A 14,482-nucleotide genomic window follows, 5' to 3' on the forward strand; every position below is an offset into this window, starting at 1 on the left:
AGTTGCCTCGTCGAGTCGAAGGGTTGAATGCGGGAGGCTCATCGTTGGCTTTGCCGGAATTTGGGCGCCGCCATCGCGTGCAGCGTCTGGATTTCATTGGCTAGCCGGGAGAAGTCGCCGCCGGTGGTGCCGCTGTAGCGCTGCATCAGTCGTCCGGCTCCATCGACCAGCCACAGGCTCGCCGCATGGTCTTCGGGTCGACCCGGCGATGCGCCATTGCGGAACAGCCGCAGCCGTTCGCCCAGCAGCTGGATGTCTTGCGGCCGACCCGTCGCGAAGGTCCAGGACGAGAAGTCGGCACCGGCGCTCTTTGCGTAAGCCTTCAGGATGGCCGGCGTGTCGCCCAGCGGATCGACCGATATAGATAGGAATCGCACGCCGTCTCGCGCAGCAGTCGGCAGGGTCTGCTGGACTGCGGCCAGTTCGCGCGTCTGCGTCGGACAGGTGGTGGAACAGCCGGTGAAGACGAAGTTGACGACGACAACCTTGCCTTGAAGCGACGCTGGACGGAAGCCGCGTCCGTCGTGGTCGACCAGTTGGAGGTCGGAGAACTGATCGAGAAAGCCGGGTGTCGTCGAAGAGTCCGCGACGTCACGCGAAGTGCCGTAGAGCCCGACGCAAAAGCCAGCCACAAGCAACGCACTGGTGAATGCGAGGACGAACATCCATTGCGCACGCGGCGAACGCTGAACTCTCGAACCTGCCATGTCAATTCATCCATAAGAGAGTACTAAAGTACTCACAATCACGCTTGGTGGCGTGATCGTAGGACAAAACTGACGGTGTTGCCGCTTAAATACTAACCTTTAAGTACACAATTTTGCAATTTTTGGCGCATTGCGGTCTTTTGGCAACGACCAGCGCTGCCTTTGCGGTCAGCGGATCCGCATGCCCGGCGTTGCGCCCGGCGTCGGCTCCAGCACATGGATGCCCGGCGCCGATTTCCCGTCCGCATGGCTCGCAGCCAGCACCATGCCTTCGCTGATACCGAACTTCATCTTGCGCGGCGCCAGATTGGCGACCAGTACGGTGAGCTTTCCGATCAGCTGCTCCGGCTTGTAGGCCGAGGCTATGCCGCTGAATACGTTTCGCATGCGGCCTTCGCCGGCATCGAGCGTCAGGCGCAGCAGTTTGGTCGAGCCATCCACCGGCTCGCAGTTCACGATCTTCGCGATGCGCAGATCGACCTTAACGAAATCGTCGATGGTGATGGTCAGGGCGATGGCCTCGCCGCCGGGGAGTTCAGACGGCGTTGCGATCTCTGCGATGGCTGCAGGCGCTTCAGCCGGTTCGAACAATGTGTCGAGCACCTTCGGATCGACGCGCTGCATCAGGTGTTTGTAGTCGCTGATGGTATGGCCGGAGTGGAGACCTGCGTCGGCGTCTTTCCACTCGAGCGGCGCGATCCGGAGGAACGATTCGACGCTCGCGGCGAGCGCCGGCAGCACCGGTTTCAGGAACAGCGTCAGCAGGCGGAAAGCCTCGATGCAGACCGTGCACACGTCGTGCAGACGCGCTTCCATGGCTTCCTTCTTGGCCAACTCCCACGGCTTGTTCGCGTCGACGTATTCGTTCACGCGATCGGCCAGCGCCATGGTTTCGCGCAGTGCGCGGGCGGTGTCGCGACCGTCGTACAGCGCGCGGATCTCTACAGCCTGCCCGCGCAGATGCGTGAGCAACTCGGTTCCATCTTCGGAAATCGTGCCCAACTGCCCACCGAAGCGCTTGCCGATGAATCCGGCCGCGCGGCTCGCAATGTTGATGTACTTGCCGACCAGGTCGCTGTTCACGCGCGCGACGAAGTCCTCGGGATTGAAGTCGATGTCTTCGTTGCGGCCGCTGAGCTTGGCCGCGAGGTAGTAGCGCAGATGCTCCGGGTTCAGTCCGATCGACAGGTAGCGCAGCGGATCGATGCCGGTGCCGCGACTCTTGCTCATCTTCTCGCCGCTGACCGTCAGGTGGCCGTGCACGTAGATCGCGTCCGGCGACTTCCTGCCGCTGAAATGCAGCATCGCCGGCCAGAACAGCGTATGGAACGTGATGATGTCCTTGCCTATGAAGTGCACCTGCTCCAGGTCCGGGTCGGCCATGTATTCGGTGTACGAGATGCCGTCGCCGCCGGCCTCGATGCAGCGCCTGTCGAGCAGGTTCTTCAGCGACGCGAGGTACCCGACCGGCGCGTCCATCCACACATAGAAGTACTTGCCCGGCGCATCGGGAATCTCGATGCCGAAGTACGGCGCATCGCGGCTGATGTCCCAGTCGCCGAGGCCACCCTTGCCCTCGTCGTCCTTGTAGAGCCATTCGCGGATCTTGTTCTGCACTTCCGGCTGCACATGGCCTGCAGCGGCGGTCCATTGCTGCAGGAAGGTCTCGCAGCGCGGGTCCGAGAGCTTGAAGAAGAAGTGCTCGGAACTGCGCAGTTCCGGCTTGGCGCCCGAGAGCGCCGAATAAGGCGCGATCAGTTCGGTCGGCGCATAGACCGCGCCGCAGACTTCGCAGTTGTCGCCGTACTGGTCCTTGGCATGGCAGTTCGGGCATTCGCCCTTGATGAAACGGTCGGCCAGGAACATGCCCTTTTCCGGGTCGTAGAACTGTTCGACGCTTTTGGTGCTGATCAGTCCGGCCTTGTCTCGCAGGTCGCGGTAGATCTCCTGAGCGAGTTGGTGGTTCTCCGGCGAATCGGTCGAGCTCCAGTTGTCGAACGCGATGTGGAAGCCGTCGAGGTAGGGCGCGCGCCCGGCCGCGATCTCGGCGACGAAGGCCTGCGGCGTGACGCCGGCCTTGTCCGCCGCGATGGTGATGGCCGCACCGTGCGCATCGTCGGCGCAGACGAAGTCGACCTGCGCACCGTTCATCCGCTGGAACCGCACCCAGATGTCGGCCTGGATGTATTCCATGATGTGGCCGATGTGGAACTTCCCGTTGGCATAGGGCAGGGCGGTGGTGACGAAGAGCTTGCGCTGGGACATCGAGGCGCTTTCTTGGGGGGAGGGGACAGGGGTCGGATGGAAACGAGAGCCGGATTGGGCGCTGACAGGACGAACATTTTAGGCGGTCGCTTCGCGGACATGGCAACGCCTGGCCTCGGCCACCTCAGTTTCGACGATGACAAACGGCACACGCTCGCGTAGCATGCACGCGTGAAACCTTACCGATGGAGCCCGGAAAAGAACGACTTGCTCAAGACCGAGCGCGGCTTATCTTTCGAAAGCATCATCGTTGCCATCGAGTCGGGCGGTTTGCTGGACATCCTGGCGCACCCGAACACGGAGAAGTACCCCCGGCAACGCGTCCTCGTCGTCGCCCGCGACGGTTACGCCTATCTGGTGCCCTTCGTCGAAGAGGAGGACTACTTCTTCCTCAAGACCGTCATCCCCAGCCGCAAGGCAGCCCGCGACTACTTGAACAAAGGAGCAGACCATGCCGACGATTGACGACCGCGAACTCGACATCATCGACGCCTTCGAGAAGGGTGAATTCAAGTCCATCGCCACAAAGAGCGAACTGGCAAAGTTCAAGGCTGCAGCGCGTGCCACGGCCATCAAGGACCGCAGGGTCAACATTCGTCTGTCGTCAGGCGACCTCAGCGACATCCAGATCAAAGCCCTCGAAGAAGGCATTCCGTACCAAACGCTCATTGCCAGTGTCCTGCACAAATACGTCACTGGACGGCTTGCCGAGCGTCCGATCAAGACGTACGCGAAGTCGAAGACAGCAGTCCAAACGAAGCGTGGCGCGTCGACCTGAGTTCGTCGCACGCTCCAGAAACCTAATCACTGAAAGCTGCCCATGACCACCCCCATCCCCGCAACCCTCATCCCCGGCGACGGCATCGGCCCTGAAATCGTCGACGCCACTCTCGCCGCGCTCGACGCACTTAAGGCGCCTTTCGAATGGGACCGCCAGATCGCAGGGCTTGGCGGCGTGCAGGTGGCGGGGGATCCGCTGCCGCCGGCCACGCTGGACAGCATCCGCCGCACCCGGCTTGCGCTCAAGGGGCCGCTGGAAACGCCGTCGGGCGGCGGTTACCGGTCGTCGAACGTGCGGCTGCGGGAGGAGTTCCAGCTGTTCGCGAATGTGCGTCCGGCACTCACCATCATCCCGGGCGGCCGTTACGACAAGATCGACCTGATGGTCGTGCGCGAGAACCTCGAAGGCCTCTATATCGGCCACGAGCACTACATACGCATCGACGACGATCCGCATGCCGTGGGCATGGCGACCGGCATCAACACTCGCCAGGGCTGTCATCGCCTGCTCGAATACGCGTTCGAGACTGCCATCGCGACCGGCCGCAGGAAGGTGACGCTGGTGCACAAGGCCAACATCATGAAGGTGCTGACCGGGCTGTTCCTCGAGACCGGCCTGAAGCTGTACGAAGACAAATACAAAGGCAAATTCGAGCTCGAGACCATGATCGTCGACGCCTGCGCGATGAAGCTGGTGCTCAATCCGTGGCAGTTCGACATGGTGGTGACGACCAATCTGTTCGGCGACATCCTCTCCGATCTGGTGGCCGGCCTCGTCGGCGGACTGGGCATGGCACCGGGCGCGAACATCGGCGCCGATGCGGCGATCTTCGAGGCGGTGCACGGCTCGGCGCCGGACATCGCGGGCAAGGGCATCGCCAATCCGACGGCGATCATGCTGGCTGCCGCGCTGATGCTCGATCACGTGCGCCTGCCCGATCTGGCCATGCGCCTGCGCCGGGCCATCGACGAGACTTTGAATATCGACAAGGTGCGCACCGGCGATCTCGGCGGCGATGCCAGCACGACGGTCTTCACCAAGGCGCTCGTTGCGCGAATCAACGGTGGCTGAGCACGAATCCACGACGGCGGAACCCGCAGCGGCTGGTCCGGCCGTGATCCGCACGGCAATGGGCACGCCGCTCGCGACGCTCTCGCTGCTCGAAACCCGCGTGCTCGGCGTGCTGATCGAAAAGCAGCGCACCGTGCCCGACAGCTATCCGCTGACGCTGAACGCGCTGGTGTCCGGCTGCAGCCAGAAGACCAGCCGAAACCCGGTGCTTGAGGTGTCCGATGCCGAGGCACAGGCTGCGGTCGACAGCCTGAAGAGCTATCACCTGGTCGACGAAAGCAGCGGTGGACGGGTGTCGCGATACGCGCACAACTTCGACCGCGTCCTGCGCGTGCCGTCGCAGTCGGCGATCCTGCTGGCGGTACTGATGCTGCGCGGTCCGCAGACGGCGGGCGAATTGCGCATCGCCTGCGAACGGATGCACAACTTCGCCGATATCTCGGCGGTCGAAGGCTTTTTGAACGAGCTGGCCGAACGGCCGGCCGGCGCGCTGGTCGCGAAACTGTCGCGGCTGCCGGGCGCGCGCGAAGGCCGCTGGGCGCAATTGCTGGGCGGTGCGGTGGCGGACGATATCGGCACGGCCGCGCACCATGCATCGCATTACGCTGGCGGCGACTCTTCGCTCGGCGAAGTCGCGGCGCTGAAGTCGAATGTGGCGCGGCTCGAAGCGGAAGTCGGCGCGCTGAGGGCGCTGCTGTCGAGAGTCTGTGCGGAACTGGGGATTTCCGACGCGCTTTAGACTACGCGCCACTCTGGAGTTTGAACAATGTCAGTCACGCAAGCGGGAGTTCTGGACGCCCTTTCGGCCGTCCTCGATCCCAATACCGGCAAGGATTTCGTCGGCACGAAGTCGGTGAAGAACCTGCAGATCAACGACGGCGATGTGGCCTTCGACGTCGAGCTGGGTTATCCGGCGAAGAGCCAGCACGCGGCGCTGCGCAAGGCGCTGGTTGCCGCGGCACGCACCGTGCCGGGCGTCGACAACGTGTCGGTCAACATCACGACCAAGGTCGCGGCGCACGCGGTGCAGCGCGGCGTGCAGTTGCTGCCGGGCGTGAAGAATATCGTCGCCGTGGCATCGGGCAAGGGCGGCGTCGGCAAGAGCACGACCGCCGCCAACCTGGCGCTCGCGCTGGCAGCCGAAGGTGCGACCGTCGGCCTGCTCGACGCCGACATCTACGGCCCGAGCCAGCCGATGATGATGGGCGTCGATGGCAAGCCAGAGAGCACCGACGGCAAGATCATGCAGCCGCTGATCGGGCACGGCGTGCAGGTGATGTCGATCGGCTTCCTGGTCGACGCCGACCAGGCGCTGATCTGGCGCGGTCCCATGGCGACGCAGGCGCTCGAACAGCTGCTGCGCCAGACCGCCTGGAAAGACCTCGATTACCTGATCGTCGACATGCCGCCCGGCACCGGCGACATCCAGCTGACGCTGAGCCAGCGCGTGCCGATGACCGGCGCGGTGATCGTCACCACGCCGCAGGACATCGCGCTGCTCGACGCCAAGAAGGGCATCCGGATGTTCGAGAAGGTCGGCGTGCCGATCCTGGGCATCGTCGAGAACATGGCGGTGCACGTGTGCTCGAACTGCGGGCACGTCGAACACATCTTCGGCGCCGATGGCGGGAAGAAGATGGCGGCCGAATACAAGATGGACTATCTGGGCGCGCTGCCGCTGGACATCAACATCCGCCTGCAGGCCGACAGCGGCACGCCGACGGTGGTTTCCGATCCGGATGGTGAAGTCGCGGGTCTCTACAAGGCCGTGGCGCGCAGCGTGGCGGTGAGCATCGCGGAGAAGACGAAGGATTTCTCGTCGAGATTTCCGACGATCACGGTGAGCAAGGACACCTGAGCGGCGTCGCAGCGTATGTCGAAGTTCATGAATGTGCGCTTTTGTCCGAAGGACTCCATCCTTGCAAATTGATCGGCGACCGATCAATTTGCAAGGACATCGCGCGTGAATTGAGCTTGTTGCGTTGAGTCCACCTTAATGCTCGTCATGTCTGCCGATCCAATCATTCCCACCCTCCCGCCGCTCATCCGTCTTCCCGTACGCGTACACGGCGAAGCCGGCCTGCCGCCTGAAGGCGCTCTGCGCCAGGACACTCTCGCAGCCGAGGTACCCGTCGCCCTCGTCTTCAACGGCGTCTCGCATGCGGTGATGATGGCGACGCCGCAGGATCTGGAGGCGTTCGCGCTCGGCTTTGCTCTCAGCGAAGGCATCCTCGATACCGCCTCCGACTGCCGCGGCATCGAAGTACAGGCCATCGACGCCGAAGCCGCCGGTCTGCCCGAAGGCATTCCCGGTGTCGAGGTACGGATCGAGATTTCCACCCGCAGCTTCGAGCGCCTCAAGGGCCGCCGCCGCAGCATCGCCGGGCGCACCGGCTGCGGCATCTGCGGTGTCGAAAGTTTCGCCGCGCTCGACATCACGCCGCAGCGCGTTCCGGCACGCGACTGGATCGAACGCATCGACGCCGACACCGTCCTTCGTGCGTTTGCCGGATTGCCTGCACGCCAGATCCTCAATGCACAGGCCGGCGCCATCCATGCCGCCGGCTGGGCGACGGTCGACGGCGAACTCGTCGACGTGCTGGAAGACGTCGGCCGCCACAACGCGCTCGACAAGCTGCTCGGCCGTCTCGCTCGCGAGCGACGGCTGGAAGAGCCCGGCTTCGTGCTGATGTCGAGCCGTGGCAGCCACGAGCTCGTGCGCAAGTGCGCTCGGCTGGGCATCGCTGCAATGGCGACGATCTCCGCGCCGACTGCGATGGGCGTGCGGATGGCCGAACTCAGCGGCTTGCGCTTCTGGGGCCTGTGCCGCGCGCCGCGCGCCGTCCTCTACGCCAACGGACTGCCGGCGGCCTGAGTTTCGAGCGCGAGCACCGCATCGGCAGCCGCGTCGATGCCCGCATCGGTCAGGTCGGCAGCCGTCACCGACCTGCGCCGCGCCCACTCCTTGAAATGTTTCGCCTGCGAGTTTTCGTAATGCGGGTCGTAGTGCAAGGACATCAGCTCGGCGAACAGCTTCGGCAAATCCGCCTCCAGCGCCCATTGCTGCCAGCGCGCGACCGTTTCCTTGCCCTGCATTTCCTTCAGCATGTCCATCTTGCCGGCCAGCGCTTCGCGGTCGTCGCCGAGATAGGCGTAGTCGCGCAGCAGGTAATCGAGCCGCGATCCGGGCGTTGCGGCTATTTCGATGCAGGCGGCGGCGCGCATGCGGGCGACCAGCGGAATCGGCACCGACAGCCGACCGATGCGAGCGCTTTCGCCTTCGACGTAGAGCGGGCGCGAGAGGTCGAGCGATTCGAGCACCGTCGCGATGCGCGTCTCGAAGTGCTTTTGCGACGGCTGCGGCACGCCCGGCAGATTGCCGAGCAGCGAGCCCTTGTGGCAAGCGAAATCCTCCAGGTCGAGCACCTGTTCGCCGCGTCTACCGAGCGCCTGCAGCACCCGCGTCTTCGCGCTGCCCGTGGCGCCGCAGAGCACGCGCAGGTCGAGCTGCGGCGTCAGCGCTTCGATCTGTTCCAGCACGTGATGGCGAAAGCTCTTGTAGCCGCCGGCGAGCTGCTGCGCGTCCCAGCCGACCAGGCGTAGCCAGGCCACCATCGAGCCGCTGCGCAAACCGCCGCGCCAGCAATAGATGATGGGTCGCCATTTGGCGGGCTTGTCGGCGAGGTGCGTCTGCAGGTGGCGCGCGATGTTGGCCGCAACCATCGCGCCGCCGACGCGCCGCGCCTCGAACGCGCCCTGCTGCTTGTAGAGCGTGCCGACGATGACGCGCTCTTCGTCGCTGAGCACCGGGCAGTTGACGGCGCCCGGAATGTGGTCGAGCGCGAACTCGGCCGGTGTGCGGGCGTCGATCAGTTCGTCGAAGCTGGCGATGTCCTTGACCCGGGCGGGTTGGCGGTGCGAATTCATGGGACGTGTTCGGTGAGGTTTTCAGGCATAGGCCGAGCCGAGCCCGCGTCGCAGCCAGCCGCTGGCCAGGTCGACGGCGGTGACCAGCGCGAACATGCCGATCAGCACGGTCATGGCCTGCTGCTGCTGGAAGATCGACAGGTGGAAGTAGAGCAGCTGCCCGAGCCCGCCGCCGCCGACGAAGCCCAGCACCGCGGCCATGCGGATGTTCATCTCCCAGCGGTAGAGCGTGTAGGCGACCCACTGCGGCAGCGCGATCGGCAGGCTGGCATAGCAGAAAGCGGCGATCGGGCCGGCGCCTGAGAGCGTGAGCGCCTGTTCGGGTTCGCGGGGCGCGTTCTCCAGTGTCTCGCCGAACAGCCGGCCGAGCACGCCGGTGGTGTGGAGCGCCAGCGCGAGAGCACCGGCGAAAGGCCCGATGCCGGCAGCCAGCACCATGACAGCCGCCCAGACCAGCTCCGGCACGCTGCGCAGAAAGTTGAGAACGAAGCGCGCCACCTGCCGAACAGCGAAGCCGCCGCGACCGGAGGCAGGCAGCGCAAGCACCGCGCCGACGATGGCTGCGAGCAGCGTTCCGAGTGCCGACACCGCCAGCGTCTGCAATGCGCCGAAACCGACCTTCCGCACGAAATCCGGCGACAGGTCGGGCGGGAAGAATTCAGCGATGAACTTGCCCATGTAGCGCAGCGATTCCGCCGAGAACAGCGCACCGAAACCCAGTCCGAGGTATGCGAAGCTGGCTGCGATCAGCACAAGCACCGCCAGCAGCACGGACCAGCAGCGCAGGCAGGGCGCAGGGCGAACCGGAAGCGGCGGCGGCAGCGGTAGCTTTGGCGCGTTCATGCAAGCAGCTTTCGCAAGGCGTTGCTCAGCAGGTCGGCCAGCAGCACCAGCCCCAGGAACACCAGCAGGATGCTGCTGGCTTCGCCGCCGTTCAGCATCTTCATCGACTGGTCCATCAGCTGCCCGAGCCCACCGGCGCCGACGAAGCCCATCACCACCGACGCACGCACCGCGCACTCCCAGCGATAGACGGTGTACGACACCAGCTCCTGCCCGGTGTTGGGCAGCAGACCGTAGAAAAGCGCGGCGAGCCGGCCGCTGCCGCCTTCGAGCAGCGCGCGTGCGGGCCGGGTATCGGTCGATTCGAGGATTTCGGCATACACCTTGCCCAGCATGCCGCCGTAGGTGAGGGCGAGCGCCAGCACGCCTGCAGCCGGGCCGAGGCCGAGCGCGCGCACGAACAGCAGCGCCCAGACGATTTCCGGGATGGCGCGCAGCAGCATCAGCAGCGAACGCACGGCCTGGCGCACGACCGCCGCGCGCCGCCGTCCCGGCCCCGGCCCGATGCGCGAGATCGACAGCGCGCGTGTCGTCATGAAAGCCAGCGGCACGCCGATGACGAAAGCCAGCGCGGTACCAGCGGTCGCCATCGCCAGCGTTTCGAGCGTGGCGCGGGCGAGCATTCGGAGGAAATCGATGCCGGTCTCGGGCGGCAGGAAACCGACCAGAAAACCGCCGATGACGGCCATGCTGTCCTTGTCGAACAGCAGCCATGGCCGAAATTCCGACAGCGCCAGCATCGGCCACGCGATGACCAGCGCGGCAAGCGTGCCGACGAGGCGGCGTCGGGCCTGCGGATCGGTATGGACGACCCGGTGTGGGTCGGGAGCGGGAGCGGTGTTCAACGGCAGAGCAGCGGCGATCGGAGCGATGCGGCATCGGCTTCGGCGCCTGCGCCTGTCGGCATGCGCTGCGCGACCAGGTCGCCTTCGCTCGCATACAGCGCTTCCAGCATCGCCGGCGTGACTCCTGCGTTCGGCCGATCGAAAACCACTTCGCCGCTTCGCAGACCGACGATGCGCGGAAACCAGCGCAGCGCCAGATCGACCGCATGCAGCGACGCCACCAGCGTCGCGCCGGTCGCCTCGCTCTGCGCCACCAGCGTGCCGAGCGCGGCGTCGGCCAGCGTCGGATCGAGCGCGGAAACCGGCTCGTCCGCCAGCAGCAGATCGGGCCGCTGGTACAGCGTGCGTGCGATGCCGACGCGCTGCAGCTGTCCGCCGGAAAGCCGGTCGCAGCGCTCGAACAGCCGGTCTTCGAGCGACAGCCGGGCCAGCACCTCGTGCGCGCCTTCGATGTCCGACGGATGCAGCAGCGAGCGCAACGCCCGCAACGTCGACCACTCGCCGAGCCGGCCCGACAGCACGGCAGTCACCACCCGCAGGCGCGGCGCGATCGGTGGCGACTGGTGCACGGTGCCGATGCGGCTGCGCAGCTTCCTGAGCGCGCCGGCTTGCAATTGCCACGGCGCTTCGCCGAGCGTCTGCACGGCGCCTTCGCCTGGACGCAGCGCCGCGCCCAGCACCCGCAGCAGCGTCGTCTTGCCCGCGCCCGAAGGCCCGATCACCGCGATGCGCTCGCCCGCAACCGCGGCGAACGACAGACCGGCCAGCGCGCGCTGTCCGTTCGGATGCACCACGCCAACGGCGTCGAGCGCGAAGCTCATCGAGTTACTTGACCAGGCCCGCCGACTTGGCCGCCGCTTCGATGCCGTCGTAGTTCGACGACTTGGTCGGGATGAACTTGCTTGCGCGCTGCAGCGCCATGATTTCCTTCTGCGCCGGGTCGGCCGGATCGAGCTTCAGGAAGGCATCGGTCAGCTTTTTCTGCAGCGCGGGGTCCATGCCGGGGCGGACGGTCCAGTTGTAGTCGTAGTAGGTCGGCGTGGTCGCCAGTACGCGGACCTTGGCCGCGTTCGGGTTCTTCGATTCGACCAGCTTGTCCCAGACCGATGCGTTCAGCACGCCGGCTTCGGCACGCGACGCGGCGACGAAGGCGACCGTCGCATCGTGCGCGCCGGAGAACGCGACCGTCTTGAAGTCCTTTTCCGGATTGATGCCGGCCTGCATCAGGAAATAGCGCGGCATCAGGCTGCCCGACGTGGACGCCGGCGCGCCGAACGCGAAGGTCTTGCCCTTCAGGTCGGCGAGCGTCTTTGCGGTGCTGTCGACCGGCACGATGAACTTGCTGGTGAAGACTTCGTCTTCCGCGCGCTGAACGATCGGCACGGCGCCGCCGTTGGTGCGGATGCGCGCCTGCACGAAGGTGAAGCCGCCCAGCCAGGCCAGGTCGATCTTGTTGGTGGCAAGGCCTTCGACGACCGCTGCGTAGTCGGTCACGGGCGTGAACTGCACGTCCATGCCGGTTTCCTTCTTCAGGTAGTCGCCCAGCGGCGTGAACTTGCGCTGCAACTCGGTCGGTGCCTCGTCGGGAATGGCGGAAACACGCAACACGCCCTGGGCCATCGCGCCGATGGCGGTGAAAGTCAGCGTGAGGGCGACGGCCAGGCGGCTGAAGCTGGACGAGCGAAGAAGTTGTTGCATCGAATGAAGCCTCGTAAGTGAGCAGAACTGTGTGAAAAGGCAGGTCCGCATTGTAGAAAGCGACCGCACTTCGATAATTGCGGACATGAAGAATCCTTCGCCCATGAATCCACTGGCGCCGCTGCGCCTCACCAGCTTCTCCCACGGCGGCGGTTGCGGCTGCAAGATCGCGCCCGGCGTGCTGTCGGAAATCCTGAAGAAAAGCGGCGGCGGCCTGATCCCGCCCGAGCTCATGGTCGGCATCGAGACCGCCGACGATGCCGCCGTCTACAAGCTGAACGACAGCCAGGCTTTGATCGCCACCACCGACTTCTTCATGCCGATCGTCGACGATCCGTACGAGTTCGGCCGCATCGCCGCCACCAACGCGATCAGCGATGTCTACGCGATGGGCGGCAAACCCATCATGGCGCTCGCACTGGTCGCGATGCCGATCGACCGACTGCCGGTCGAAGTCATCGGCGAGATCGTGCGCGGCGGGCAGGACGTATGCCGCGCGGCCGGCATCCCGATCGCGGGCGGCCACACCATCGATTCGGTCGAGCCGATCTACGGGCTGGTCGTAATGGGGCTGGTGCATCCGGACCGCGTGCGCCGCAATGCAGGCGCGAAGGCCGGCGACGTGCTGATCCTCAGCAAGCCGCTCGGCGTCGGCGTGCTGTCGGCGGCGCTCAAGAAGGAGCAGCTGTCGGAGGCCGGCTACCGGCAGCTGATCGACACGACCACCAGGCTGAACACGCCCGGCATCGCGCTGGCGCAACTCGACGGCGTGCATGCGCTGACCGACGTGACCGGCTTCGGGCTCGCCGGACATGCGCTGGAACTCGCGCGTGGGGCGGGGCTGACGGCCGTGATCGAGTGGTCGAAGGTGCCGCTGCTCGACGGTGTGGAAGCGATGGCTGCCGAAGGCTTCGTTACCGGTGCGTCGGGGCGGAACTGGGCTGGCTACGGCGCGGACGTCGAACTGGCGGACGGGTTGCCGGCGACCGCTCAGGCTCTGCTGAGCGATCCGCAGACCTCGGGCGGACTGCTGGTGAGTTGTGCGGCGAATTCGGTGGATGCGGTGTTGAAGATTTTCGATGCGGAAGGTTTCGCGCATGCAGCCGTGATCGGGCGTGTCGAGCCGGGAATGTCGCGCTTGAAGATCGCGCCCTGAAGATTCAGCGCCTTGAATCAGTGGCTGGGGCAATCGATGCCCTGCCCGTCGAAAGGGTCTACCCAAATAAGTTGTGAGCAATCCAGTTGCTGGCAACACAATTGCGCCGGGCTTCAATTTCACAACAAGGACAGACATGAAGATCGTCTTCAAACGAATCGCTTTCGGTGCCCTCACCGCAATTGCACTGGCTTCTGGCGCGGCAATGGCCGCCGGTAGCCCCAACGTCGAGCACACCACGCAGGCGTTCCTGGAAACGCTGGCCGCAGGCGGCGGCAAGCCGATGGAAACGCTGGCGCCGGTCGATGCCCGCGCGGTCCTGGTCGGTGCGCAAGCAGGCGCGAAAGTGGCGCTGCCACCGGCCGATGTCAGCGAGAAGACCATCACCGTCGACGGCAAGTCGATCAAGCTGAACATCGTCCGTCCAGCAGGCGCCAAGGGCGTTCTGCCGGCGTTCATGTTCTTCCATGGCGGCGGCTGGATCCTGGGCGACTTCCCGACGCACGAGCGCCTGGTTCGCGACCTGGTGACGGCTTCGGGCGCGGTTGCCGTGTTCGTCAACTACACGCCGTCGCCGGAAGCGCGCTATCCGGTGGCCATCGAAGAGGCATATGCCGCAACCCGCTGGGTGGCCGACAACGGCGCGCAGATCCAGGTCGACGGCAAGCGCCTGGCGGTCGTAGGCAACAGCGTCGGCGGCAACATGGCCACGGTCGTTTCGTTGATGGCCAAGAGTCGCGGCGGTCCGGCGCTGCGTTCGCAGGTGCTGCTGTGGCCGGTCACCAACGCCAACTTCGAGAACACCTCTTACGAAGCGTTTGCCAACGATCACTTCCTGACCCGCAACATGATGAAGTGGTTCTGGAATGCCTACACCACCGATGCAAAGCAGCGCCAGGAGATCTACACCTCGCCGCTGCTGGCCACCACGGCGGAACTGTCCGGCCTGCCGCCCGCACTGGTCATCACGGCCGAGAACGACGTGCTGCGTGACGAAGGTGAAGCCTACGCACGCAAGCTCGACGCCGCTGGCGTGCCGGTCGTGTCGACCCGCTACAACGGAATGATCCATGACTTCGGCCTGTTGAACGCATTGGCCGCAGTGCCGGGAACTCGCGCTTCCATTACGCAGACCGGCGACGAACTCAAGGCCAAACTGAAGTAATTCGCCGGTACATCGAATCAACCC

At 65.2% G+C, this 14,482-nt stretch carries 15 protein-coding genes; 8 read left to right on the forward strand and 7 right to left on the reverse strand.

Going from position 1 to position 14,482, the window contains the following annotated elements:
* Positions 1-38 precede the first annotated feature (38 nt).
* Positions 39-707 (reverse strand): SCO family protein, encoded by a 669-nt coding sequence (locus ACSFA3_RS11130; protein ID WP_435505501.1) that lies wholly within the window; start codon positions 705-707, stop codon positions 39-41.
* Positions 708-875: 168 nt separating this feature from the next.
* Positions 876-2,972 (reverse strand): methionine--tRNA ligase, encoded by a 2,097-nt coding sequence (metG, locus tag ACSFA3_RS11135; protein ID WP_435505502.1) that lies wholly within the window; start codon positions 2,970-2,972, stop codon positions 876-878.
* 207 nt (positions 2,973-3,179) lie between these two features.
* On the opposite strand from metG, the gene ACSFA3_RS11140 reads away from it, so the two are divergent.
* From ACSFA3_RS11140 to fdhD, 6 genes are all read left to right on the forward strand, one after another.
* Positions 3,180-3,437: a hypothetical protein gene (locus tag ACSFA3_RS11140; protein WP_435505503.1), complete on the forward strand. Its 258-nt coding sequence runs from the start codon at positions 3,180-3,182 to the stop codon at positions 3,435-3,437.
* Positions 3,424-3,750: a hypothetical protein gene (locus ACSFA3_RS11145; RefSeq protein WP_435505504.1), complete on the forward strand. Its 327-nt coding sequence runs from the start codon at positions 3,424-3,426 to the stop codon at positions 3,748-3,750. Before ACSFA3_RS11140 ends, ACSFA3_RS11145 begins: the two co-directional genes overlap by 14 nt.
* Before the next feature lie 42 nt (positions 3,751-3,792).
* Positions 3,793-4,824 (forward strand): isocitrate/isopropylmalate dehydrogenase family protein, encoded by a 1,032-nt coding sequence (locus ACSFA3_RS11150; protein WP_435505505.1) that lies wholly within the window; start codon positions 3,793-3,795, stop codon positions 4,822-4,824.
* A gap of 58 nt (positions 4,825-4,882) precedes the next feature.
* Positions 4,883-5,563: a YceH family protein gene (locus tag ACSFA3_RS11155; protein WP_435506208.1), complete on the forward strand. Its 681-nt coding sequence runs from the start codon at positions 4,883-4,885 to the stop codon at positions 5,561-5,563.
* 27 nt (positions 5,564-5,590) lie between these two features.
* Positions 5,591-6,682: an iron-sulfur cluster carrier protein ApbC gene (gene apbC, locus ACSFA3_RS11160; RefSeq protein ID WP_435505506.1), complete on the forward strand. Its 1,092-nt coding sequence runs from the start codon at positions 5,591-5,593 to the stop codon at positions 6,680-6,682.
* A 147-nt stretch (positions 6,683-6,829) separates the two neighbouring features.
* A complete protein-coding gene (gene fdhD, locus ACSFA3_RS11165; protein ID WP_435505507.1) occupies positions 6,830-7,699 on the forward strand; it encodes a formate dehydrogenase accessory sulfurtransferase FdhD in 870 nt (289 codons plus the stop codon).
* Here fdhD and mnmH read toward each other — a convergent pair.
* The 5 genes from mnmH to ACSFA3_RS11190 are packed head-to-tail and all read right to left on the reverse strand — an operon-like array spanning position 7,672 to position 12,137.
* Positions 7,672-8,751 (reverse strand): tRNA 2-selenouridine(34) synthase MnmH, encoded by a 1,080-nt coding sequence (gene mnmH, locus ACSFA3_RS11170; protein WP_435505508.1) that lies wholly within the window; start codon positions 8,749-8,751, stop codon positions 7,672-7,674. The genes fdhD and mnmH overlap by 28 nt on opposite strands.
* 21 nt (positions 8,752-8,772) lie before the next feature.
* On the reverse strand, positions 8,773-9,594 hold the full coding sequence (gene phnE, locus ACSFA3_RS11175) for a phosphonate ABC transporter, permease protein PhnE (RefSeq protein WP_435505509.1): 822 nt from the start codon (positions 9,592-9,594) through the stop codon (positions 8,773-8,775).
* Positions 9,591-10,439 carry a PhnE/PtxC family ABC transporter permease gene (locus ACSFA3_RS11180; RefSeq protein WP_435505510.1) on the reverse strand — a complete coding sequence of 283 codons (849 nt, stop codon included), beginning with the start codon at positions 10,437-10,439 and terminating at the stop codon, positions 9,591-9,593. The genes phnE and ACSFA3_RS11180 overlap by 4 nt, the downstream gene beginning before the upstream one ends.
* Complete coding sequence (locus ACSFA3_RS11185; RefSeq protein WP_435505511.1) at positions 10,436-11,260, reverse strand: phosphonate ABC transporter ATP-binding protein; 825 nt, start codon at positions 11,258-11,260, stop codon at positions 10,436-10,438. The genes ACSFA3_RS11180 and ACSFA3_RS11185 overlap by 4 nt, the downstream gene beginning before the upstream one ends.
* A 4-nt stretch (positions 11,261-11,264) precedes the next feature.
* Entirely contained in the window at positions 11,265-12,137 is an 873-nt protein-coding gene (locus ACSFA3_RS11190; protein ID WP_435505512.1) for a putative selenate ABC transporter substrate-binding protein, read from the reverse strand.
* A gap of 103 nt (positions 12,138-12,240) precedes the next feature.
* Here ACSFA3_RS11190 and selD point away from each other — a divergent pair, with 103 nt between their 5' ends.
* Both selD and ACSFA3_RS11200 read left to right on the forward strand, forming a co-directional pair.
* Positions 12,241-13,293: a selenide, water dikinase SelD gene (selD, locus tag ACSFA3_RS11195; protein ID WP_435505513.1), complete on the forward strand. Its 1,053-nt coding sequence runs from the start codon at positions 12,241-12,243 to the stop codon at positions 13,291-13,293.
* A 136-nt stretch (positions 13,294-13,429) separates the two neighbouring features.
* Entirely contained in the window at positions 13,430-14,458 is a 1,029-nt protein-coding gene (locus ACSFA3_RS11200; RefSeq protein ID WP_435505514.1) for an alpha/beta hydrolase, read from the forward strand.
* Positions 14,459-14,482: the final 24 nt, after the last annotated feature.

Source organism: Variovorax glucosi, from assembly GCF_051216695.1.
Classification (GTDB): Bacteria; Pseudomonadota; Gammaproteobacteria; order Burkholderiales; family Burkholderiaceae_C; genus Variovorax.

Bases quoted from the DNA above. Each gene is read 5' to 3' on its own strand.
- ACSFA3_RS11185 (WP_435505511.1), bottom strand. From the start codon at position 11,260: ATGAGCTTCGCGCTCGACGCCGTTGGCGTGGTGCATCCGAACGGACAG.
- phnE (WP_435505509.1), bottom strand. From the start codon at position 9,594: ATGAACGCGCCAAAGCTACCGCTGCCGCCGCCGCTTCCGGTTCGCCCT.
- ACSFA3_RS11145 (WP_435505504.1), top strand. From the start codon at position 3,424: ATGCCGACGATTGACGACCGCGAACTCGACATCATCGACGCCTTCGAG.
- ACSFA3_RS11155 (WP_435506208.1), top strand. From the start codon at position 4,883: ATGGGCACGCCGCTCGCGACGCTCTCGCTGCTCGAAACCCGCGTGCTC.
- selD (WP_435505513.1), top strand. From the start codon at position 12,241: ATGAATCCACTGGCGCCGCTGCGCCTCACCAGCTTCTCCCACGGCGGC.
- fdhD (WP_435505507.1), top strand. From the start codon at position 6,830: ATGTCTGCCGATCCAATCATTCCCACCCTCCCGCCGCTCATCCGTCTT.
- metG (WP_435505502.1), bottom strand. From the start codon at position 2,972: ATGTCCCAGCGCAAGCTCTTCGTCACCACCGCCCTGCCCTATGCCAAC.
- mnmH (WP_435505508.1), bottom strand. From the start codon at position 8,751: ATGAATTCGCACCGCCAACCCGCCCGGGTCAAGGACATCGCCAGCTTC.
- ACSFA3_RS11200 (WP_435505514.1), top strand. From the start codon at position 13,430: ATGAAGATCGTCTTCAAACGAATCGCTTTCGGTGCCCTCACCGCAATT.
- ACSFA3_RS11130 (WP_435505501.1), bottom strand. From the start codon at position 707: ATGGCAGGTTCGAGAGTTCAGCGTTCGCCGCGTGCGCAATGGATGTTC.
- ACSFA3_RS11190 (WP_435505512.1), bottom strand. From the start codon at position 12,137: ATGCAACAACTTCTTCGCTCGTCCAGCTTCAGCCGCCTGGCCGTCGCC.
- ACSFA3_RS11150 (WP_435505505.1), top strand. From the start codon at position 3,793: ATGACCACCCCCATCCCCGCAACCCTCATCCCCGGCGACGGCATCGGC.
- apbC (WP_435505506.1), top strand. From the start codon at position 5,591: ATGTCAGTCACGCAAGCGGGAGTTCTGGACGCCCTTTCGGCCGTCCTC.